This window comes from Streptomyces sp. NPDC058371, from assembly GCF_042723265.1.
Classification (GTDB): domain Bacteria; phylum Actinomycetota; class Actinomycetes; order Streptomycetales; family Streptomycetaceae; genus Streptomyces.
The window spans coordinates 32395-52470 of the sequence record NZ_JBHXJC010000020.1 but is presented as its reverse complement, the minus strand read 5'-3'; the positions used below and the strand labels follow the sequence as shown (position 1 = coordinate 52470).

General features: G+C 71.0%; 15 protein-coding genes and 1 pseudogene. 4 read left to right on the top strand and 12 right to left on the bottom strand.

Annotated features, from left to right (window positions below):
• Nucleotides 1–142: 142 nt before the first annotated feature.
• The 3 genes from ACFWM2_RS36995 to bldG all read right to left on the bottom strand — a co-directional run bounded on the left by ACFWM2_RS36995 (nt 143) and on the right by bldG (nt 3781).
• Nucleotides 143–2548, bottom strand: coding sequence for a sodium-translocating pyrophosphatase (locus ACFWM2_RS36995; protein ID WP_383289578.1), 2406 nt, complete (start codon nt 2546–2548; stop codon nt 143–145).
• 318 nt (nt 2549–2866) lie between these two features.
• Nucleotides 2867–3310, bottom strand: a complete 444-nt coding sequence (locus ACFWM2_RS36990) for an ATP-binding protein (protein ID WP_383289575.1) — start codon at nt 3308–3310, stop codon at nt 2867–2869.
• Between the two features lie 129 nt (nt 3311–3439).
• Nucleotides 3440–3781 carry an anti-sigma factor antagonist BldG gene (bldG, locus tag ACFWM2_RS36985; protein WP_010986038.1) on the bottom strand — a complete coding sequence of 114 codons (342 nt, stop codon included), beginning with the start codon at nt 3779–3781 and terminating at the stop codon, nt 3440–3442.
• Between the two features lie 80 nt (nt 3782–3861).
• On the opposite strand from bldG, the gene ACFWM2_RS36980 reads away from it, so the two are divergent.
• Nucleotides 3862–6624, top strand: coding sequence for a DEAD/DEAH box helicase (locus tag ACFWM2_RS36980; RefSeq protein ID WP_383289571.1), 2763 nt, complete (start codon nt 3862–3864; stop codon nt 6622–6624).
• Here ACFWM2_RS36980 and ACFWM2_RS36975 read toward each other — a convergent pair.
• From ACFWM2_RS36975 to ssd, 7 genes and pseudogenes are all read right to left on the bottom strand, one after another.
• A pseudogene (locus tag ACFWM2_RS36975) lies at nt 6545–6892 on the bottom strand (Rv3654c family TadE-like protein); the annotation flags it as partial. The gene ACFWM2_RS36980 and the pseudogene ACFWM2_RS36975 overlap by 80 nt on opposite strands.
• A gap of 290 nt (nt 6893–7182) precedes the next feature.
• On the bottom strand, nt 7183–7584 hold the full coding sequence (locus ACFWM2_RS36970; protein ID WP_383289568.1) for a TadE family type IV pilus minor pilin: 402 nt from the start codon (nt 7582–7584) through the stop codon (nt 7183–7185).
• Entirely contained in the window at nt 7571–7789 is a 219-nt protein-coding gene (locus tag ACFWM2_RS36965) for a DUF4244 domain-containing protein (RefSeq protein ID WP_383289565.1), read from the bottom strand. Before ACFWM2_RS36965 ends, ACFWM2_RS36970 begins: the two co-directional genes overlap by 14 nt.
• A 148-nt stretch (nt 7790–7937) precedes the next feature.
• Nucleotides 7938–8711, bottom strand: coding sequence for a type II secretion system F family protein (locus tag ACFWM2_RS36960; RefSeq protein ID WP_383289561.1), 774 nt, complete (start codon nt 8709–8711; stop codon nt 7938–7940).
• Nucleotides 8708–9580: a type II secretion system F family protein gene (locus ACFWM2_RS36955; RefSeq protein ID WP_383289558.1), complete on the bottom strand. Its 873-nt coding sequence runs from the start codon at nt 9578–9580 to the stop codon at nt 8708–8710. Before ACFWM2_RS36955 ends, ACFWM2_RS36960 begins: the two co-directional genes overlap by 4 nt.
• Nucleotides 9561–11036, bottom strand: a complete 1476-nt coding sequence (locus ACFWM2_RS36950; protein WP_383289555.1) for a TadA family conjugal transfer-associated ATPase — start codon at nt 11034–11036, stop codon at nt 9561–9563. The genes ACFWM2_RS36955 and ACFWM2_RS36950 overlap by 20 nt, the downstream gene beginning before the upstream one ends.
• Nucleotides 11033–12127: a septum site-determining protein Ssd gene (gene ssd / locus ACFWM2_RS36945; protein WP_383289552.1), complete on the bottom strand. Its 1095-nt coding sequence runs from the start codon at nt 12125–12127 to the stop codon at nt 11033–11035. The genes ACFWM2_RS36950 and ssd overlap by 4 nt, the downstream gene beginning before the upstream one ends.
• A gap of 585 nt (nt 12128–12712) precedes the next feature.
• Here ssd and ACFWM2_RS36940 point away from each other — a divergent pair.
• On the top strand, nt 12713–13546 hold the full coding sequence (locus ACFWM2_RS36940; protein WP_383289549.1) for an HAD family hydrolase: 834 nt from the start codon (nt 12713–12715) through the stop codon (nt 13544–13546).
• Nucleotides 13547–13948: 402 nt separating this feature from the next.
• Here ACFWM2_RS36940 and ACFWM2_RS36935 read toward each other — a convergent pair whose 3' ends face one another.
• A complete protein-coding gene (locus ACFWM2_RS36935; RefSeq protein WP_383289546.1) occupies nt 13949–14773 on the bottom strand; it encodes an oxidoreductase in 825 nt (274 codons plus the stop codon).
• Between the two features lie 147 nt (nt 14774–14920).
• On the opposite strand from ACFWM2_RS36935, the gene ACFWM2_RS36930 reads away from it, so the two are divergent.
• Nucleotides 14921–15901, top strand: a complete 981-nt coding sequence (locus ACFWM2_RS36930; RefSeq protein ID WP_383289543.1) for an ATP-binding protein — start codon at nt 14921–14923, stop codon at nt 15899–15901.
• Between the two features lie 66 nt (nt 15902–15967).
• On the opposite strand, the gene ACFWM2_RS36925 is transcribed toward ACFWM2_RS36930, so the two are convergent.
• Entirely contained in the window at nt 15968–17239 is a 1272-nt protein-coding gene (locus tag ACFWM2_RS36925) for a hypothetical protein (protein ID WP_383289540.1), read from the bottom strand.
• A gap of 337 nt (nt 17240–17576) precedes the next feature.
• On the opposite strand from ACFWM2_RS36925, the gene ACFWM2_RS36920 reads away from it, so the two are divergent.
• A complete protein-coding gene (locus ACFWM2_RS36920) occupies nt 17577–20018 on the top strand; it encodes a bifunctional SulP family inorganic anion transporter/carbonic anhydrase (RefSeq protein ID WP_383289537.1) in 2442 nt (813 codons plus the stop codon).
• Nucleotides 20019–20076 lie beyond the last annotated feature (58 nt).

Genomic DNA, 20076 nt, shown 5'->3' with positions numbered 1-20076 from the left:
TGCGTTATTGCAGCCATTTGCACCAGAGAGAGAAGGCTCACGGAGAGGGCGTGCACACACACGGACGGGCGGGCGGCACGTCAATGCGCGCCGCCCGCCCGCCCGTTGGCCGGTATCCCGACCAGCAGTGAAGTCCCGTGAGCTACGAAACCACTGCAGGATCAGCCGACTTGGCCACCCTTTCCGAGTTGCCTTCGTCACCCACGGCGATACCGCGCCGCTTGGAGACGTACACCGCCACCACGATCACCAGCAGCGAGAGCACTGCGATGAGGACGCGCATGCCCACGCTCTTGTCGTCGCCGTAGGAGAACTTGACGACCGCGGGCGCGATCAGCAGCGCCACCAGGTTCATCACCTTCAGCAGCGGGTTGATCGCGGGACCGGCGGTGTCCTTGAACGGGTCGCCGACCGTGTCGCCGATCACCGTCGCGGCATGGGCCTCGCTGCCCTTGCCACCGTGGTGACCGTCCTCGACGAGTTTCTTCGCGTTGTCCCACGCACCGCCGGAGTTGGCGAGGAAGACCGCCATCAGCGTGCCGGTGCCGATGGCGCCCGCGAGGAACGACCCGAGCGCGCCGACCCCGAGCGTGAATCCGATCGCGATCGGGGTGAGCACGGCGAGCAGACCGGGAGTGGCCAGCTCGCGCAACGCGTCCTTGGTGCAGATGTCGACGACGCGCCCGTACTCCGGCTGCTCGCTGTAGTCCATGATCCCGGGGTGCTCGCGGAACTGCCGCCGCACCTCGTAGACCACGGCCCCGGCGGACCGCGACACCGCGTTGATCGCCAGCCCCGAGAAGAGGAAGACGACCGCGGCGCCCGCGATGAGACCCACCAGGTTGTTGGGCTGCGAGATGTCCATCATCAGGTTCAGCGGCGCGCCCGCGCCGGAGACCTTCTCGCCCACGTCGTCCGCGGCCGTGAAGATCGCGTCGCGGTACGACCCGAAGAGCGCCGACGCCGCGAGTACGGCGGTGGCGATGGCGATGCCCTTGGTGATGGCCTTGGTGGTGTTGCCCACGGCGTCCAGGTCCGTGAGCACCTGCGCGCCCGCGCCCTCGACGTCGCCGGACATCTCGGCGATGCCCTGCGCGTTGTCGGAGACCGGCCCGAAGGTGTCCATGGCGACGATGACGCCGACCGTGGTGAGCAGACCGGTGCCGGCCAGTGCCACCGCGAAGAGCGCCAGCATGATCGACGTACCGCCGAGCAGGAAGGCCCCGTACACGCCGAGGCCGATCAACAGGGCGGTGTAGACGGCCGATTCGAGACCGATGGAGATACCGGCGAGGACGACGGTGGCCGCGCCGGTGAGCGAACTCTTGCCGATGTCCCGGACGGGACGGCGCGTGGTCTCGGTGAAGTAGCCCGTCAGCTGCTGGATCAGCGCGGCGAGCACGATGCCGATGGCGACCGCGATGAGCGCGAGAACCCGCGGGTCGCCGTCGTTACCGGCGATGGCCTTGTCGGTGACGCCGTCGAGGTCGCCGTACGTGGACGGCAGATAGACGTAGACGGCCACGGCCACCAGGACCAGCGAGATCACCGCGGAGATGAAGAACCCGCGGTTGATCGCGGACATGCCGCTGCGGTCGGAGCGCCGGGGCGCCACCGCGAAGATGCCGACCATCGCGGTGAGTACGCCGATCGCGGGCACGATCAGCGGGAACGCGAGCCCGGAGTCACCGAACGCCGCCTTGCCGAGGATCAGCGCGGCGACCAGCGTCACCGCGTACGACTCGAAGAGGTCGGCGGCCATACCGGCGCAGTCGCCGACGTTGTCGCCCACGTTGTCGGCGATGGTCGCGGCATTGCGCGGATCGTCCTCCGGAATGCCCTGCTCGACCTTGCCGACCAGGTCGGCGCCGACGTCGGCGGCCTTGGTGAAGATGCCGCCGCCGACACGCATGAACATCGCGATCAGCGCGGCACCGAGGCCGAAGCCCTCCAGGACCTTCGGTGCGTCGGCCGCGTACACCAGCACTACACACGAGGCGCCCAGCAGACCGAGCCCCACCGTGAACATGCCGACGACGCCGCCCGTGCGGAAAGCGATCTTCATGGCTTTGTGCGAGACGGCGGTGAGATCCTTTTCGGGCTCACCCTCCGCCGGAGTCGCTTCCCGTGCCGCGGCGGCCACGCGGACATTGCTGCGTACGGCGAGCCACATGCCGATATAGCCGGTGGTCGCCGAGAACACCGCACCGACCAAGAAGAAGATCGATCGGCCGGCACGCTGATTCCAGTCGTCCGCGGGCAGCAGCATGAGCAGGAAGAACACCACCACGGCGAAAACTCCGAGGGTGCGCATCTGCCGCCCCAGGTAGGCATTCGCGCCCTCCTGGATCGCCGTCGCGATCTTCTTCATGCTGTCGGTGCCCTCGCCGGCCGCGAGAACCTGGCGTACCAGGATCCCGGCGACCACGAGCGCCGCGAGCGCGACGATCCCGATCACCATCACGATGAGCCGGTTGTCGTCGGTCAGTACCGCGGCCGCGAGGGTTGTGGGGTGGTCAAACTGCTGAGGGGTAGAAAGCCCCGCCATTCGTCCTCCTTGACGCCTGTGCTGAGCTCAAGATGTGGACGGATTGTAGGTACCGGAACCTGATCAAAACAGATGGCGGTAAGTGGAATTGGCCTTCACATGCTCTACAGCAAATGATCGGCCGGTACACACGGAACCCGAAAGCGGTAACGCCCTAAAAGCGTTGACGCTTGATCGAATAATCGCGTGATTGATCGTGAATCATTTCACGAAAAGGCCGGGAGCGGCCGCCGCGCACGCAAAAGGGCCCTGCTGAGCAGGGCCCTTGAGGTTCTACGGGTACTTCGCTTGGGTTCTGCAGGGGGTACGACGGGAGGGTCAGGGAAGAGGCAGGCCGGGCGGCGTGGTCGGCCAGCTCATCCTGATCAGTCCGCCGTGCTCGCCGGCGGTCACCTCCACGTCGTCGACGAGGCCGCTGATGACCGCAAGGCCCATCTCGTCCTCCTCGGTCTCCACGTCCGGTTCGTCGCTCGCACCGCGGGCGCCCGGCACCTTGTCTCCGGGAGCCGTCCGCGGGGCCTCGTCACCGACCTCGATGGAGAACAGCTTCTCCTCCTCGATCAGCGACACATGAACCGGCGCCGAGATGCCGCCGCTCTGATGCAGCCCGACGGCACGAGTACAGGCCTCGCCCACGGCGAGTCTGACTTCGTCGAGTACGGCCTCGTCCACTCCGGCCCTGCGCGCAACCGCTGCCGCCACCAGTCGGGCGGTCCTGACGTGCTCGGGCAGCGCGCTGAAGCGGAGTTCAACGGTGGCCATGCATCCCCCTAAGAACTACGGGCGTGCTGTCAGGGGGCCGGGCCGCCGAGACCCGGTCCCCCGTCCTTGCTTCTGCCGTCATGGGCGCGCGACTTCTGCCGTCCGGTGGCTCGCGGCCCGTCAGACGGGTCAGTCGGTGGCCGCCACCGCTTCCTCGACCGAGGTGTGGATCGGGAACACCTTGGTGAGTCCGGTGATGCGGAAGATCTTCAGAATGCGCTCCTGGTTGCAGACCAGCCGCAGCGAGCCCTCATGGGCACGCACCCGCTTCAGTCCGCCAACCAGCACGCCGAGCCCGGTGGAGTCGAGGAAGTCCACACCTTCCATGTCGACGACAAGATGGAAATTGCCGTCGTTCACCAGCTCGACCAGCTGCTCGCGCAGCTTGGGCGCGGTATATACATCGATTTCGCCACCGACCTCGACGACCGTACGATCGCCGACGGTACGGGTCGACAGGGACAGGTCCACGGATCCTCCAGCACCTTGCTATCGAGCGGTCGCCCCAAGGGACACCTCGGCAGAGCCCCCGGGACGGTTCGCCAGCCGCGATGGCATTCAATCACTTACCGGCAGGCGTGTACGACGCCTTGGCTCCATTGTCCGTCACGCCAGTGACACACTCGGACCCGATGGCCAAGAATCACCGATCCGATGGATCCTCGGCGGACACCGCTTCCCGCCCCTCGCCGGGCACGGTCCTGGACCGGCTCGCCTCGGGGCCGAGTCGTGCTTCGCGCATCACTCATACGGAGCACTTGCCCCCACGTGCGGGTCGGCATGCCGTCTGGCCGGACCGGATCCGTCCGGAGGTCATCGCGGCGGTGCAGGCCTGCGGTATCGAACATCCCTGGGCCCACCAGGCACGGGCCGCCGAGCACGCCCTGGACGGCGAGTCCGTGATCGTCGCCACGGGCACGGCCTCCGGCAAGTCCCTGGCCTACCTCGCCCCGGTCCTGTCGGCGCTCCTCGACGGCTCCGAGGCCGCGAACGGCCGCGGCGCCACCGCCCTCTACCTCGCCCCCACCAAGGCCCTCGCCGCTGACCAGCGCCGATCCGTGAAGGAACTTTCACAACCCCTCGGCCATGCGGTACGCCCCGCCGTCTACGACGGCGACACGCCGGTCGAGGAACGTGAATGGGTCCGCCAGTACGCCAACTACGTGCTGACCAACCCCGACATGCTCCACCGCGGGATACTGCCGTCGCACGCCCGCTGGGCCTCCTTCCTGCGCTCCCTGCGCTATGTCGTCATCGACGAGTGCCACACCTACCGGGGCGTCTTCGGCTCCCATGTCGCGCAGGTGCTGCGCCGCCTGCGCCGCCTCTGTGCCCGCTACGGCTCCTCTCCCGTCTTCCTGCTGGCCTCCGCGACCGCCGCCGAGCCCTCCGTCGCCGCCGGCCGGCTGACCGGGCTCCGGGTCGTCGAGGTGGTCGACGACGCCTCCCCCCGCGGCGAGCTCGTCTTCGCCCTGTGGGAGCCCCCGCTCACCGACCTGCACGGCGAGAAGGGCGCCCCCGTCCGGCGTACCGCCACCGCCGAGACCGCCGACCTGCTCACCGACCTGACCCTTCAGGGCGTACGGTCCGTAGCGTTCGTACGCTCCCGGCGAGCCGCCGAGCTGATCGCGGTGATCACCCAGGAACGGCTCGCCGAGATCGACCGCTCCCTCGCCCGGCGTGTCGCGGCCTACCGCGGCGGCTACCTCCCCGAAGAACGCCGCGCCCTCGAACGCGCCCTCCACTCCGGCGAACTCCTCGCCCTCGCCGCCACCACCGCCCTCGAACTCGGCGTCGACGTCTCCGGCCTGGACGCCGTCCTCATCGCCGGCTACCCCGGCACCCGCGCCTCGCTGTGGCAGCAGGCGGGGCGGGCGGGACGCTCCGGACAGGGCGCCCTGGCGATCATGATCGCCCGCGACGACCCACTGGACACGTTCCTCGTGCATCACCCCGAGGCCCTCTTCGACCAGCCGGTCGAGTCCACGGTCCTCGACCCCGACAACCCGTACGTCCTCGCACCCCACCTCTGCGCGGCCGCCGCCGAACTCCCCCTCACGGACGAGGACCTGGAGCTCTTCGGCCCGGCCACCGCGGAACTGCTGCCGCAGCTGGAAGCCGCGAAGCTGCTGCGCCGCCGGACGTCGGCATGGCACTGGACGCGCCGCGAACGGGCCGCGGACCTCGCCGACATCCGCGGCGGTGGCGGCACCCCGATCCAGGTCGTCGAGTCCGGCACCGGACGGCTGCTCGGCACGGTCGACGCGGGTGCCGCGCACACCGCGGTGCACGAGGGCGCGGTCCACCTCCACCAGGGCCGTACGTACCTGGTGCGCAAGCTGGACCTGGAGGACTCCGTCGCCCTGGTCGAGGAGGCCGCCCCGCCGTACTCGACGGTCGCCCGCGACACCACCGCCATCTCCGTCCTGGAAACGGACGTCGAAGTCCCCTGGGGCGAGGGCCGGTTGTGCTACGGCTCCGTCGAGGTCACCAACCAGGTCGTCTCCTTCCTGCGCCGCAGACTCATCACCGGCGAGGTGCTCGGTGAGACCAAACTCGACCTCCCTCCTCGTACGCTCCGCACCCGCGCCGTCTGGTGGACCGTCACCGAGGACCAACTGGACGCGGCCCGGGTGAACCCGGAGATCCTCGGCGGCGCCCTGCACGCCGCCGAACACGCCTCGATCGGCATGCTCCCGCTGTTCGCCACCTGCGACCGCTGGGACATCGGAGGTGTCTCCGTCCCGCTGCACCCGGACACCCTGCTGCCCACCGTCTTCGTGTACGACGGCCACCCGGGCGGCGCGGGCTTCGCGGAGCGCGCCTTCCACACCGCCCGCGAATGGCTCACCGCCACCCGGCAGGCCATCGCCTCCTGCGAATGCGACGCCGGCTGCCCGTCCTGCATCCAGTCCCCCAAGTGCGGCAACGGCAACGATCCCCTGCACAAGCGGGGTGCTGTGCGGTTGCTCACGGTGCTGCTGCAGGGGGCGCCGAAGCCGGGAGAGGGCGAGCGGCCGACACCGGAGGGTTCGGCCGGCCCGGACCCCCAGGCCTCGGTCAGCCCAGATCCGCAGGGCTCGGCCCGGCCGGACCGGCAGGCTTCGGTCAGCCCGGACCCGAAAGGCTCGGCCAGCCCGGGCACCCAGGGTTCGGCCGGCTCGGACCCTCAGGCCGCAGATGGCCCGGAGCCGCAGGCCTCGGCCGGCCCGGGCACCCAGGGTTCGGTCGGCTCGGACCCTGGGGGCTCGGCTGGCTCGGACCCGCAGGGCTCGGCCGGCCCGGCGGACCCGCAGGGCCCGCTCTCGACCTGACCTCGGCGGCGAAAGGCCCCCGGCCCGACGCCGCCGTGACGTCCGAGATCTCGCCCTCGGTCGCGCACCGCGCGAGCCGGGCACCCTGGGCCCGCGCCACCCGCTCCGCCTCGGCGCACGCCGCCGCAGCGCCCTCCGTCCAGTGATCCGCCGCCGCCAGCGCGGCGAGATCGGCGGCGCCCGCCGCGCGATGACGGGTCACGACGGCCTGCCCCATGGCCAGTACGGCACCGAAGACCACGCACAACGCCGCGATCGCGCACACCACCCAGACGGTGGCCGAGCCACGGTCCGACGCGGCGAGGCAGGCGCCTTTGCCGACGCCGGTGGGATTGCCGGCACCGACGCCGGGATCGGTGCCAGTGCCGACGCCGGGCTCGGTGCCAGTGCCCGTGCCCGTGCCCGTGCCCGTGCCCGTGCCCGTGCCCGTGCCCGTGCCAGAGGCTCCGGCGACACCCTCGCCGGTATCAAGCCGGGCACCGATCTCGGTGCCGAACTCTGTGCCGATTTCGGTGCCGAACTCGGTGCCGAACTCTTTGCCGAGTCGCCTCCTCCTCATCACCCCGCCCCCACCGTCTCCTCGGCCAACGCCACGGCCTCGTGGCGCAGTTCGAGGGTGAGGCCGTCCGGACCGGGCGGGTGTGCCACGACCGCCACGTGCACCAGGTCCCCGTCACGGCTCACCGTCACGCGCGCTCCGCTCGGTGCCGCCTGGCGGGCCACCGCCACCACCGCGTCCGGGGGATCCTGCCGGGCCGCCGCCCGCGCCCCGGCCCGCGCCGCGTCCACGCACTGGATCTGCGCGGACGCGGCGAGCAGCGCCCAGACGAGGGCCATCGCGAAGAGCACGAGGGCCGGCAACACCACCGCGGCCTCCGCCGTAACGAACCCCCGGTCCCGGTCCCGCTCACACCCGCGGTCACTTCCGAACCACGAACGCACACCGTCACATGCGGACATCGAGCGCCCGCCCCACGATGGCCTGCAACTCCGCACTGACCTGCCCACTGGACAGCACCTTGTAGAGCGCCGCGGCGAATGCCACCGCCGCGATGACCCCCATCGCGTACTCGGAGGTGACCATCCCCGCATCCCTCCCTGCCGCCCGCGCCCGGCGCACCCTGGTCGCCAGGACACACACCGCTGCTCGTACTGCCTTGCTCATCTCAACCCCCGTAAGGTCCACATCCGTTGGCCCATCGGCGGCCATCCGGTCGCCATCGACCACCTACCGCTGATCAGCTACTGCCGATCACTCGCTGTTGCTCGCTCGCACTGCCCCGCGCACCACCACCCCGGCGCTCGCCGTCCCGTCAGCCGCCACCCCCTCCCAGCACCCCTTCCGCGAGCCCGATCACCACAGGCAGCACTCCGACCGCGATGAACGCGGGCAGAAAGCACAACCCGACCGGCGCGGTCACCATGACCCCCGCCCGACGTGCTCGCGCGGTTGCCGTTCGGCCCCACTCGGCGCGTGCCTCGGCGGCGAGCCGGGCGACAGGGACGGCTGCCGGAACGCCCGACTCGTCCGCCCGTTCCAGAAGCCGGGCCAACGCTCCGGCACCCGGAAGGGCGGCCAACTTGCGCCACGCTTCGACCGGTTCACCCCCGAGCCGGACCTGCGCCGCGCCCTGCGCCAGCCGCTCCCCAACAGGTCCGCGCAGCGCCTCTCCCACTGCTTGGGCGGCCGTTACGGGACTCGCCCCGGCCGTGATGCAGGCCGCCAGCAGATCCGCGGACAGCGGGAGTTGGCATGCCGCCAGTGCCGCGTCGTACTCCTCGCTCGGTCCGTCTCCCCGGCGCGATCTCCAGCGCCAGGCCCCGAAGCCGGCGACCAGCCCGAGCAGAAGGCCGGCAATACCGCCGACCAACACCCAGCCGGCGCACACCGCCCCGGCCACCGGCAGCCATCGCCGGACCGCGCCCCCCGCCCGGAATCGCCGCCGCCGCGGTGTCGCCTCCAGAAGCAGCACCGTCGCCACTCTCCGGCGCACCCTTCGCTCACGCCTGGCCGCGCCGACGATCCACCAGACAGCCGACACCACGCACACGACGCCCCACAGCCTGTGGACAACCTCCGTGCTCACACCGCCTCCGCTCCTCGTACGATCCGCAGCGCCCACCACAGCCCCACGCCCTCCAGCACCGCGCCCACCAGCAGACATCCCAAGCCCGGGGTTGTGTGCAGCAGCACATGCAGTGGATCGGCGCCGAGTGCCGTGCCCAGCAGGAGACCCAGTACCGGCAGTCCGGCCAGCATCACGGCCGTGGACCGGGCACCGGCCAACTGGGCGCGCAGATCAGCACGTTGATCCCGCTCAGCACGCAGCGCCTCCTCCAGCCGGTCGAGACCGGCCGCCAGGCCCGCGCCACGGTCCACCGCCACTCGCCAGCACGCGGCGAGTCCCGACAGGCCGTCGGCGCCCGGCTGCCGGGCCGCGTCGGAGAGCGCGCCGGGCACCTCCCCGCCGAACCGCGCCGCCGCCAGCACCACCGCCTGCGCCTCACCGAGCCCGTCCGAGTCACGTGCCGCGCGGAGCAACGCCTCGCCCGGCTGGCGCCCGGCGCGGACCTCGCCCGCGAGCGCCCCGCACAGTGCGATGACCGCATCGCCCCGCAGCTGCCGCTCCCGCCTTTCCTCGCCGGCCTGTCGTACGCGCCGCAACAGAGGTACCCCGACGGCACCGGCCAGCAGAGGCAGCACGGACGCGCCCAGCACCGCGATCACCAACCCGGCGACCGCGGACCACCATTCGGCCCGCAGCCGTTCCCGCAGCCGCCGCACCCCGACGACCGCCCGCTCCCACGGCGACGGCCCGATCTCCAGCACCTCGCCGCCCGCGCGCAGCAACCGGGCCCGCCGCGCCGCCGTGTCCCGGCCGCCCATCACCCAGGCCGCCGCCCCCGCACACGCCATGGCCGCCCCCACCGACATCTCACCGATCGCCGTAGTCATCCCGGCACCCGTCCCCGTCCCCGTCCACATGCCGTCCGCCCCTCAATTCCGCGCCGCCCTCACGGCCCCTCGCCTTCGCGCTCCACCCGCTTCCCCTGCTCCCTTCGATCCCGGACCGGAGCAGCCCCCGCAGCCGCTCCCATCCCCGCTCGTACGCGAACGCCTCAGCGCCCCACCGCAACGCGGGCACCGTCACCACCAGTCCCGACGGATCCCGCTCCAGCACATGCACCTCGGCGATCCGACGCCGCCCGGCCCGGTCCCGTACGAGATGCAGGACCACCGACAGTGCGGCGGCCAACTGGCTGTGCAGGGCGGCCCGGTCCAGCCCCGCGGCCGTCCCCAGAGCCTCCAGCCGGGCCGGGACCTGGGCCGCCGCGTTCGCATGGACCGTCCCGCAGCCGCCTTCATGGCCGGTGTTCAAGGCGGCCAGCAGGGAGACGACTTCAGGCCCCCGGACCTCTCCGACCACCAGCCGGTCGGGTCTCATGCGCAGGGCCTGGCGCACCAGGTCCCGCAACTCGACCAGCCCGACACCCTCCTGGTTCGCGGGGCGCCCCTCCAGACGGACCACGTGCGGGTGCTCGGGTCGCAGCTCGGCCGAGTCCTCGGCGAGCACGATCCGCTCGCCGGGGCCGACCAGACCCAGCAGCGCACTCAGCAGCGTCGTCTTGCCGGTGCCCGTGCCTCCGCTGATGAGGAAGGACAGCCGGGCGTCCAGCAATGCCCGCAACACCCGGTCCCCGCCCGGCGGGACCGTGCCCGCGGCCATCAGCTCGTCGAGTGTGAAGGCTCTCGGCCGTACGACGCGCAGCGAGAGGCATGTGGAGCCGACCGCCACCGGTGGCAGCACGGCATGCAGCCGGGTGCCGTCCGGAAGCCGGGCGTCCACCCAGGGACGGGCGTCGTCCAGCCGTCTGCCGGCCACGGCCGCCAGCCGCTGCGCGAGACGTCGTACCGCCGCCGCGTCCCGAAAGGAGACGGTGGTCAGCTCCAGGCCTCCGCCCCGGTCCACCCACACCCGGTCCGGCGCCGACACCAGGACGTCGGTCACCGACGGGTCGGCGAGCAACGGGTCCAAGGGGCCGCTGCCGACCAGTTCGGAACGCAACGACTCGGCCGCGCCCAGTACTTCGGCGTCTCCGAGCACCCGCCCCTGTTCACGCAGCGCCTCGGCCACCCGCGCGGGCGTCGGCTCGGCACCGCTCTCGGCGAGCCACCGCCGCACACCGTCCAGCAGCCCCGTGCCCGCCCCCGAAGCCGGGCCCGTCCCCGCATCTGGGCCGGCGCTCCCGCCGGACCCCCAGCCCGAGCCGCCGGGGCCCGGGCGCGAGCCAAGGGACCCCCGGCCCGATCCACCGGACCCCCGGCCCGATCCATCGAACCCTCGATCCGATCCACCGGAGCCCGGGTCCGAGCCGTCGAACCCCCCGTCCGATCCCGGGTCCCGCCTCATACGCCCGCTCCCTCGACCGGAACCCGCTCCCAGAAGGCGGTGCAGAAGCGGGCGAGCGGTCCTCGCGCCGCCCCTCCCGGCGGGAGACCTTCGGCCAACCGCTGGGACTCGGCAGGCACTTCACCGACGAGTGGGAGCCCGAGCAGGCGGGCCACCTCGCGGTCGTCCAGCCCAGGGGCGTACGGACCGCGCACCGCGACGCGCAGATCGCGCAGCACCATGCCGATCACCGACGCCACCCGCCCCGCGGAGGCAATCGCGCGCAGCTCGGCCGGGACCACCAGGACTCCGAGGTCGATCTGGGCGAGCGCCTCGGCGACGCCTTCGTCGATCCGGCGCGGCAGGTCGACGACGACCGCGCCTCCGCGCCGTCTGGCCGCGGCGAGGACGGCCCGGACCGCCGGGGCCGGAACGGTGACCGAGTCGCCGCGGTCCCAGCTGAGGACACGCAGCGCGTGCAGCTCGGGGAGTGACTCCTCCAGGGCGCCGCCGCCGACCCGGCCGCGCGAGGCGGCGAATGCGGGCCAGCGCAGGCCCTCCGCCGTCTCGCCACCCAGGAGTACGTCGAGTCCGCCGCCCAGTGGGTCCGCGTCGACGAGCAGGGTGCGCCGGCCCTGGCGTGCCGACGTCACGGCGAGGGCGCAGGCCAGCGTGGACGCTCCGGCGCCACCGCGGCCGCCGATCACGCCGACGGTGAGCGCGGGCCGGCCGACGCCTTCGGCCACGTCGGCGATGCGGTCGACCAGCCACCGCTCCCCGTCGGGCAGCATCAGGACATGGTCGGCGCCGATCTCGACGGCTCGCTGCCAGACCCCGGAATCGTCCTGATCCCGCCCAACCAGCACCACTCCCCTTCTGCGCTTGGCGCCGCGCACCCGGCGCACCGCGTCGTCGCCGACGAGGACGAGCGGGGCCGATTCCCAGCCACCTCCGCGCTCCGGCACCCCGGGATGGACCTCCGCTCTGGCGCCCGCCGCCGCGCACAGGCGCAGCAGGTCGTCCAACAGCTCCACGTCCTCGGTGACGATCAACGGTCCGCCCTGCCGCCCGTCGGCGGTGGGCGTACGGCCGTCTGTGATGGCTCCCGCCACGATCTCCAGCCCCCTTCACTGCTGCGTCAGCGGGGCCTCGACGACCCCGCGATTCCCGCCCATGTGAAGAACCGGCAACCGGTCTCCATATGAACGGCCGATACGAACCGGCCAAACGCGTCCGACAAACGGAACCGGTCATGGAACTTGCCACCGGCGGGACGCGCTGGAATCACGGTGCAGCGATCCGGAAAATCGTGTGGATCTTGGTCGATAACTGTGGACAACTCAGTGGCTGTGAATATCGCCCTCACCCATACCGGTGACCCGTGTACGACTTCCACAGAGCAGCGCCACGGCTACACAGCGTGACGGATCATGGGCATACGTCGCCAAGGCGCGAAGGCGCCACGCGGCCGCTCAAGGGCCTTGAAGGAAGGGCGAAAAGAGGGGGAAAAACGCACCCGGACATGCGACGACCCCCGCCGGGGGGGAGAGCGGGGGTCGTCCCCACGGTCCGACTCGGGGGGGGAGGAGCCAGACCGGGTTAGCACGGTCGCGAACGATCCGTGACTTCCATGGTGTACCCGAGAGCCCTCTCAGGCAAACCCACGCGCCACACACTACGCCGAATGGTGGGCGCCTATGCTCAGGCTCGTGGAAAACCACTCCTTGCCCCGCACAGCGGCCTTCTTTGACCTGGACAAGACGGTCATTGCGAAGTCGAGCACGCTCACGTTCAGCAAGTCGTTCTACCAAGGCGGCCTGATCAACCGCAGAGCCGTGTTGCGTACCGCATATGCCCAGTTCGTGTTCCTGGCGGGCGGCGCCGACCACGACCAGATGGAGCGGATGCGCCAGTACCTGTCCGCGCTGTGCCGGGGATGGAACGTCCAGCAGGTGAAGGAGATCGTCGCCGAGACCCTGCACGCCCTGATCGACCCGATCATCTACGACGAGGCCGCCTCCCTCATCGAGGAGCACCACAGCGCGGGACGCGACGTCGTGATCGTCTCGACGTCCGGCGCCGAGGTGGTCGAGCCGATCGGCGAACTGCTCGGCGCGGACCGGGTCGTGGCGACCCGCATGGTGGTGGGCGACGACGGCTGCTTCACGGGGGAAGTGGAGTACTACGCCTATGGGCCGACGAAGGCCGAGGCGGTGAAGGAGCTGGCCGCGTCGGAGGGGTACGACCTCGATCGCAGCTACGCCTACAGCGATTCGGCGACCGATGTCCCCATGCTGGAGTGCGTCGGCCACCCCCATGCGGTGAACCCGGACCGCGCGCTGCGCCGCGAGGCGATCGCCCGGGGCTGGCCGATTCTGGACTTCCACCGTCCGGTCCGGCTGAAGCAACGGCTGCACGGGCTGTCGGTGCCGTCCCGACCGGCGCTCGTCGCGGCGGCCGCGGTAGGTGCGGCGGCGGCCACGGCGGGGCTCGTCTGGTACGCGAGCCGGCGGCGCGCGACGGCGATGTGATTCCCCATGGGTGCGCCGATGTATTCGGTCACCCATAACTGCGCCCGATTCACACCTGTTTGAAGGTAAAAGTAAAGAAGTACTACGAGGGCTTCCGCTTCCTGCGGACCTGGAGTACAAAGGGGTTAACGGCCCGCGAGACCAAGGACATCCGAGAGGATCACCTTTAAACGCAACCAGGCCCCACGGACCGAGCATGAACACCAGGCACCCACGCGACGTCGACCCGTCGATTACGGGCCAGCCGCACCAGGTGACGGGCCACAGTTCCCGACCTGATGGGCAATATTTCGAGGACGCTTGGTAACCCGGTGAACATGCCAGCGGCGGTACGAGAATTCGTACCGCCGCAACCCTGTTCAGGGAGTTTTTCGCCCTCTGCGTAGAGGGCGTTTTCGCGTCCTACGCCGCTCCGCGCTGCAGCGCCTCGCACACCGCCGTCGACTCACGCGCGCCCAGTTCCGTCGCCTTGCCGCAGTGGGTGATCCAGGCAGCCATGCCGTCGGGGGTGCCGGAGGCGTAACCGTCCAGGGCCGCCACATAGGCGGCGCGGCCGAGTTCCCCGTGGCCGACCTCGGCCGGGCAGACCGACTTCGGATCCAGACCGCTGCCGATCAGGACGATGCGCTCGGCGGCACGCGCGACCAGGCCGTTGTGCGAGCCGAAGGGGCGCAGTGCGAGCAGCTCGCCGTGGACGACGGCGGCCGTCACCAGCGCGGGGGCCGAACCGCCGGCGATGATCAGCCGGGAGAGACCTTCGAGGCGGCCGGCAACCTCGCTCGCGTCCGGCAACGGCAGCTCGACGAGCGGCTCGTCGACCGGCTCACCGTCCTGGCGCGGGCGTCCGACCGAGTCCCCCTGGTCGGCGGCGGCCAGCAGATGCAGCCGCGCCAGCACCCGCAGGGGCGACTGCCGCCAGATGGACAGGAGCTGACCCGCCTCGGCGGTCAGCCGCAGCGCCGCACCGACCGTCTGCGCCTCGTCATCGGTGCTGAAGTCGGTGCGCCGGCGCACCTCTTCCAGAGCCCAGTCGGCACCGGACAGCGCCGCGGAACCGCGCGCCCCGCGCAGCCCCGCCTCAGACGTGATCTCGTTACTGCGACGGCGCATGATCCGGTGCCCGTAGACCCGGTCCACGGCCTTGCGCACGGATTCCACGGACCCGGCCACGCCTGGCAGCGTGCCCAGGGCCGCGAGCGGATCTGCGGTCGCGCCTGTCGTACTCATGAGTACGACCCTACGCGCCCGGCCGTTCACCCGGCTTTCACCCCTCGTCGGGCTCCGCACCCTCTTTGTCCGGCCCGCCCCACGAAGGAGTGGACTTCTTCTCGACTGCGCGCGCGGGGACACCGCGTCCGCACTATCTTCCTGAACATGAAAATTGCTTTCGTTGGGAAGGGCGGCAGCGGCAAGACCACCCTGTCCTCGCTCTTCGTCCGTCACCTCGCGGCCACCGGCGCACCCGTGATCGCGGTGGACGCGGACATCAACCAGCACCTGGGGGCCGCGCTCGGCCTCGACGAGGAGGTGGCCGCCGCGCTGCCCTCGATGGGCACACGGCTGCCGCTGATCAAGGACTACCTGCGCGGTGCCAACCCGCGGATCGCGTCCGCCGAGGCGATGATCAAGACGACGCCACCCGGTGAGGGATCCCGGCTGCTGCGGGTGTCCGAGGACAACCCGGTGTACGACGCATGCGCGCGGCCGGTGGAACTCGACGGCGGCACCGTCCGTTTGATGGTCACCGGCCCCTTCACCGAAGCCGACCTCGGGGTCGCGTGCTACCACTCCAAGACGGGAGCGGTGGAGCTGTGCCTCAACCACCTGGTCGACGGCCCCGGTGAGTACGTGGTGGTCGACATGACGGCCGGCTCGGACTCCTTCGCCTCCGGCATGTTCACCCGCTTCGACATCACGTTCCTCGTCGCCGAGCCGACCCGTAAGGGGGTCTCCGTCTATCGCCAGTACAAGGAGTACGCCCGCGACTTCGGCGTCACCCTGAAGGTCGTCGGCAACAAGGTGCAGGGCCAGGACGACATCGACTTCCTCCGCGCCGAAGTCGGTGACGACCTGCTGGTGACGGCGGGGCACTCGGACTGGGTGCGCGCCATGGAGAAGGGCCGCCCGCCCCGGTTCGAGCTCCTGGAGGACGTCAACCAGCAGGCGCTGAGCACCCTGCGGGAGGCCGCCGACGCCACGTACGAGCAGCGCGACTGGGCGCGCTACACCCGCCAGATGGTGCACTTCCACCTGAAGAACGCGGACTCCTGGGGCAACGCGAAGACCGGGGTGGACCTGGCCGCGCAGGTCGACCCCGGCTTCGTCATCGGCGAGGGCTTGCTGGCCGCCTCGTGAGCGGCCGGCCCCGTACGGGAGCCTCTGACGGCCGCCTGGTGAGCGGCCGGCCCGTGGGTGAGACGGTTACTGCTTGACCGCCGGGGCCCCGGGGACGCCCTTCGGGGCGGGGGCCGGGTGGCCCGAGAGGAAGGGCGCCCAGCCCCCCTTCGGGGCCTGACCGACCTTGAGCGAGCGCATCTTCTCGAGAGTCCCCGGGTCCTGGGCGTCGAGCCAGTCGGCGAGCTGGCGGAAGGAGACGCAGCGGACCTCGGACTTGGTGCACACCTTCTCGATGACCTCGTCGAGGGCGCGCATGTAGGTGCCGCCGTTCCACGACTCGAAGTGGTTGCCGATGATCAGCGGCGCGCGGTTGCCGTCGTAGGCGCGCTTGAAGCCGTCGAGGAGACTGTCACGCATCTCGTCTCCCCAGTACTCCTGCTTGTCGGGGTCGCCCTGCGTCGCGGTGCCGGACTGGTTGACCATGAAGTTGTAGTCCATGGTCAGCTGCTCGTAGGAGTGCCCGCGGAAGGGCACGAGCTGCATCGACAGATCCCACAGCCCCTCCTTCTTCTTGGGCCAGAGCTGGTCGTTGACCCCGCTGGTGTCGTAGCGGAAGCCGAGTTCCCGGGCGGCCTTCATGAAGTTCTTCTGCCCCTCGAGGCAGGGCGTGCGGGCGCCGATGAGCTCCTTGTCGTAGTCGAAGGGCAGGGGTGACGCCTTCTTCATCCCGGTGTTGGTCTTCCAGGACTTCACGAACGACTTCGCCTGGGCGATCTCGCTCTTCCAGTCCGCGACCGACCACTCGCCGACACCGCCGCCGCTGCCGCAGAAGTGGCCGTTGAAGTGGGTCCCGACCTCGTTGCCCTCAAGCCACGCCAGGCGCAGCTGCTTCACGGTCTCCTTGATGCCCCGCTCGTCGTTGAAGCCGATCTCCGAGCGTCCCGGTGAGTGCTGCGGGGGCTTGTAGAGGTCGGCCTTCTCCTCCGGCAGCATGTACACGCCGCTGAGGAAGTACGTCATCGTCGCGTTGTTTTCCTTGGACACCTTGCGGAAGTGCGAGAACAGCTTCTGGCTGTCCTCGCCGGCGCCGTCCCAGGAGAACACCACGAACTGCGGCGGCTTCTGACCGGGCTTCAGCCGCTCCGCTCTGGGCAGGTGCGGCTGCGCTCCGGTGTACGCGGTGGAGCCGTCGCCGATCAGACGTACCGCGCTCTTGGGCGCCGGGGCGCCGGGAGCCTTCTTCGCGCCGTGCGCGCCGTGCGCGGAACCGGTGGTGCCGGTCGCGCAACCGGCGAGCACCGTGGCGCAGGCCGCGGCGACTGCGACGCCCGCGGCGATCCTCTGGGTGGCGGCCATCTTCCGCCCACCTTCTTCCTTCAGTCAGGGCAACGCTGCTTAGGGCGTTCTCGGGTGATGTGCAGGGACATGCCGACAGCGCCGTCAAGGTCGCATGGACCCCCGAGGGAATTTGTATGACAAGCCGATGAAAATTCCGATTCACCCCTGAGAGTGATTTACTGACCTATTTGCGCTCATTGCCCACACTCGCCCTTTACTTTGCATTACGATCCATTTACCGAATGTTGAAATATCCCGCCGCTGCACGCCGTGACCCACGGCCGCGACCCGCCCTCCGCCACCGAGCGGGGGACCACCTGTTCCGCGACCGCGCCGCCCCGGAGGAGACGGGAACATGTCTGCCTGCGTCCCCACCCGCGCCGCCGACTCGACTCGGCCCGCGCGCATCCACCAGCCCCACAGCCCCCCGCCGACGCCGCCGCGCCGATTCCGTATCGCGGGCGCCGACTTGTCGGCCTCCATCGCGGTCTTCCTGATCGCTCTGCCCCTGTCCCTGGGCATCGCCCTCGCCACCGGTGCGCCACTCCAGGCCGGTCTGGTGGCCGCCGCCGTCGGCGGGCTCGTCGCCGGACGCCTCGGCGGCTCCCCGCTCCAGGTGAGCGGCCCCGCCGCCGGCCTCACGGTGGTCACCGCCGAACTGATCCACCGCTACGGATGGCGTACGACGTGTGCCATCACCGTCCTCGCCGGCCTGACCCAACTCGGCCTGGGCTGCCTGCGCGTGGCCCGTACGGCGCTCGCCGTCAGCCCCGCCGTCGTACACGGCATGCTGGCCGGCATCGGGGTGACCATCGCCGTCGCACAGCTGCACATCGTGCTCGGCGGCACACCGCAGAGCTCCGTCCCCGCCAACCTCCGTGCGCTGCCCGCCCAGTTGGCGCACCTGCACCCCGCCGCCGTGATGATGAGCGTGCTGACGCTGACGCTGCTGCTGGCCTGGCCGCGGATTCCAGGGCGGGTCGGAGGCGTCCTGCGCAAGGTCCCGGCCGCGCTCGTCGCCGTAGCCGGAGCCACCGCGACCACCGCGCTCGCCGGACTGACCCTGCCCATGGTCGACCTGCCGTCCTGGAGCAGCCACGCGCTGGCCGGGCTGCCCGAGGGGCCGGTGCTCGGCGTCGCCGCCGCCGTCCTCACCGTCACGCTGGTGTGCAGCGTTCAGTCGCTGCTCGGCGCCGTCGCCGTGGACAAGCTCGTGGCAGCCAGACGCCCGGACGTGCGGGCGCGCGTGGGCCGTTCGAACCTCGACCGCGAGCTCCTCGGCCAGGGCGCCGCCAACATCGTGTCCGGGGCGCTCGGCGGGCTGCCGGTCGCCGGAGTCGCCGTGCGTAGTTCGGCGAATGTGCACGCCGGCGCCGTCAGCCGGAACTCCGCGATGCTGCACGGCGTTTGGGTAGTAGCAGCCGCACTGCTGATGGTCCCCGTCCTGGAGCTGATCCCGCTCGCCTCGCTCGCCGCCCTGGTGATGGCCGTCGGCATCCAGATGGTCTCCCTGCACCACATCCGCACGGTCACCCGCCACCGCGAGGCGCTGGTGTACGCCGCCACCATCGTCGGCGTCGTGTTCCTCGGCGTCCTGGAGGGCGTGCTGCTGGGGGTCGCCGCGGCCGTGGGCGTCGCCCTGCACCGCCTCGCCCGTACCCGCATCACGCACGAAGAGACGGAAGGAATCCATTACGTACGCGTACGAGGGCAGTTGACGTTCCTCGCGGTGCCCAGGCTCAGCCGTGCGCTGCATCTGGTGCCGCAAGGGGCCCAGGTCGTCGTGGAGCTGGACGGTTCGTTCATGGACCACGCGGCGTACGAGTCACTGCAGGACTGGCAGAGCGCGCACCTCGCGCAGGGCGGCTCGGTCGAGTTCACCGGCCGTCGGACCGGGGCCCGGATCGCCGCCGAGTTCCCGAGCGCCTCCCAGTGCCGGTGCCGTCCCTGGACGCCCTGGCGCAACCACCGGTGCGAGCCGGCCACCAGTCCGGGGCACGCGCAGACCGACGCCCACGCGGGAGAGCCGGCGGAAGGCGCCGGTTCCGCCCGGCGGAGCGGGCACCAACTGGCGCGCGGCATCAGCGCGTTCCAGCGCAACACCGCGCCACTGGTGCGTGGTGAGCTGGCCCGCCTCGCCCGCGAGGGGCAGCGGCCGTCGCAGCTCTTCTTGACCTGCGCCGACTCCCGGCTCGTGACGTCGATGATCACATCCAGTGGTCCCGGCGACCTCTTCGTCGTACGCAATGTGGGCAATCTGGTGCCGCCGCCCGGCGAGGAGAGCGGGGACGACTCGGTGGCCGCCGCGATCGAGTACGCGGTCGACGTACTCCAGGTGCGGTCCATCACCGTGTGCGGGCACTCGGGGTGCGGGGCGATGCAGGCCCTGTTGAACACCGAGCCCGGCGGGGCGCAGACGCCGCTCAAGCGGTGGCTGCGGCACGGGCTGCCGAGCCTGGAGCGGATGGCGACCGCCGACCGCCCCTGGCCCCGGCTCGCCGGGCGGGCGCCCGCCGACGCGGTGGAGCAGCTGTGTCTGACCAACGTGGTGCAGCAGTTGGAGCATCTGCGGGCGCACGACTCCGTGGCCCGCGCGCTGCGGGAGGGCGCGCTCGAACTGCACGGGATGTACTTCCATGTGGGCGAGGCCCAGGCGTATCTGCTGGCCGACACCGAGGCCGGGGCCGACGCCGGCCAAGGCACCGGCACCGGGGACGGATCCGGCGCCAACCCGCCCGAGTCAGCAGCGGTGTTCGCGCATGTGGGGGCGGCGGAGGACCTGCGCAATCCCGCGTGAACGGTGACTCATCGGCGGCCTGGACCGGGGGCGGCCGACGACCGGTGTGCGGTCCGAT

Excerpts from the sequence above, each read along its gene's own strand:
- ACFWM2_RS36995 (WP_383289578.1), bottom strand. The coding sequence starts at position 2,548 with ATGGCGGGGCTTTCTACCCCTCAGCAGTTTGACCACCCCACAACCCTC.
- ACFWM2_RS36990 (WP_383289575.1), bottom strand. The coding sequence starts at position 3,310 with ATGGCCACCGTTGAACTCCGCTTCAGCGCGCTGCCCGAGCACGTCAGG.
- ACFWM2_RS36980 (WP_383289571.1), top strand. The coding sequence starts at position 3,862 with ATGGCATTCAATCACTTACCGGCAGGCGTGTACGACGCCTTGGCTCCA.
- ACFWM2_RS36970 (WP_383289568.1), bottom strand. The coding sequence starts at position 7,584 with ATGTCCGCATGTGACGGTGTGCGTTCGTGGTTCGGAAGTGACCGCGGG.
- ACFWM2_RS36965 (WP_383289565.1), bottom strand. The coding sequence starts at position 7,789 with ATGAGCAAGGCAGTACGAGCAGCGGTGTGTGTCCTGGCGACCAGGGTG.
- ACFWM2_RS36955 (WP_383289558.1), bottom strand. The coding sequence starts at position 9,580 with ATGACTACGGCGATCGGTGAGATGTCGGTGGGGGCGGCCATGGCGTGT.
- ACFWM2_RS36950 (WP_383289555.1), bottom strand. The coding sequence starts at position 11,036 with ATGAGGCGGGACCCGGGATCGGACGGGGGGTTCGACGGCTCGGACCCG.
- ACFWM2_RS36940 (WP_383289549.1), top strand. The coding sequence starts at position 12,713 with ATGCTCAGGCTCGTGGAAAACCACTCCTTGCCCCGCACAGCGGCCTTC.
- ACFWM2_RS36935 (WP_383289546.1), bottom strand. The coding sequence starts at position 14,773 with ATGAGTACGACAGGCGCGACCGCAGATCCGCTCGCGGCCCTGGGCACG.
- ACFWM2_RS36930 (WP_383289543.1), top strand. The coding sequence starts at position 14,921 with ATGAAAATTGCTTTCGTTGGGAAGGGCGGCAGCGGCAAGACCACCCTG.
- ACFWM2_RS36925 (WP_383289540.1), bottom strand. The coding sequence starts at position 17,239 with ATGGCCGCCACCCAGAGGATCGCCGCGGGCGTCGCAGTCGCCGCGGCC.
- ACFWM2_RS36920 (WP_383289537.1), top strand. The coding sequence starts at position 17,577 with ATGTCTGCCTGCGTCCCCACCCGCGCCGCCGACTCGACTCGGCCCGCG.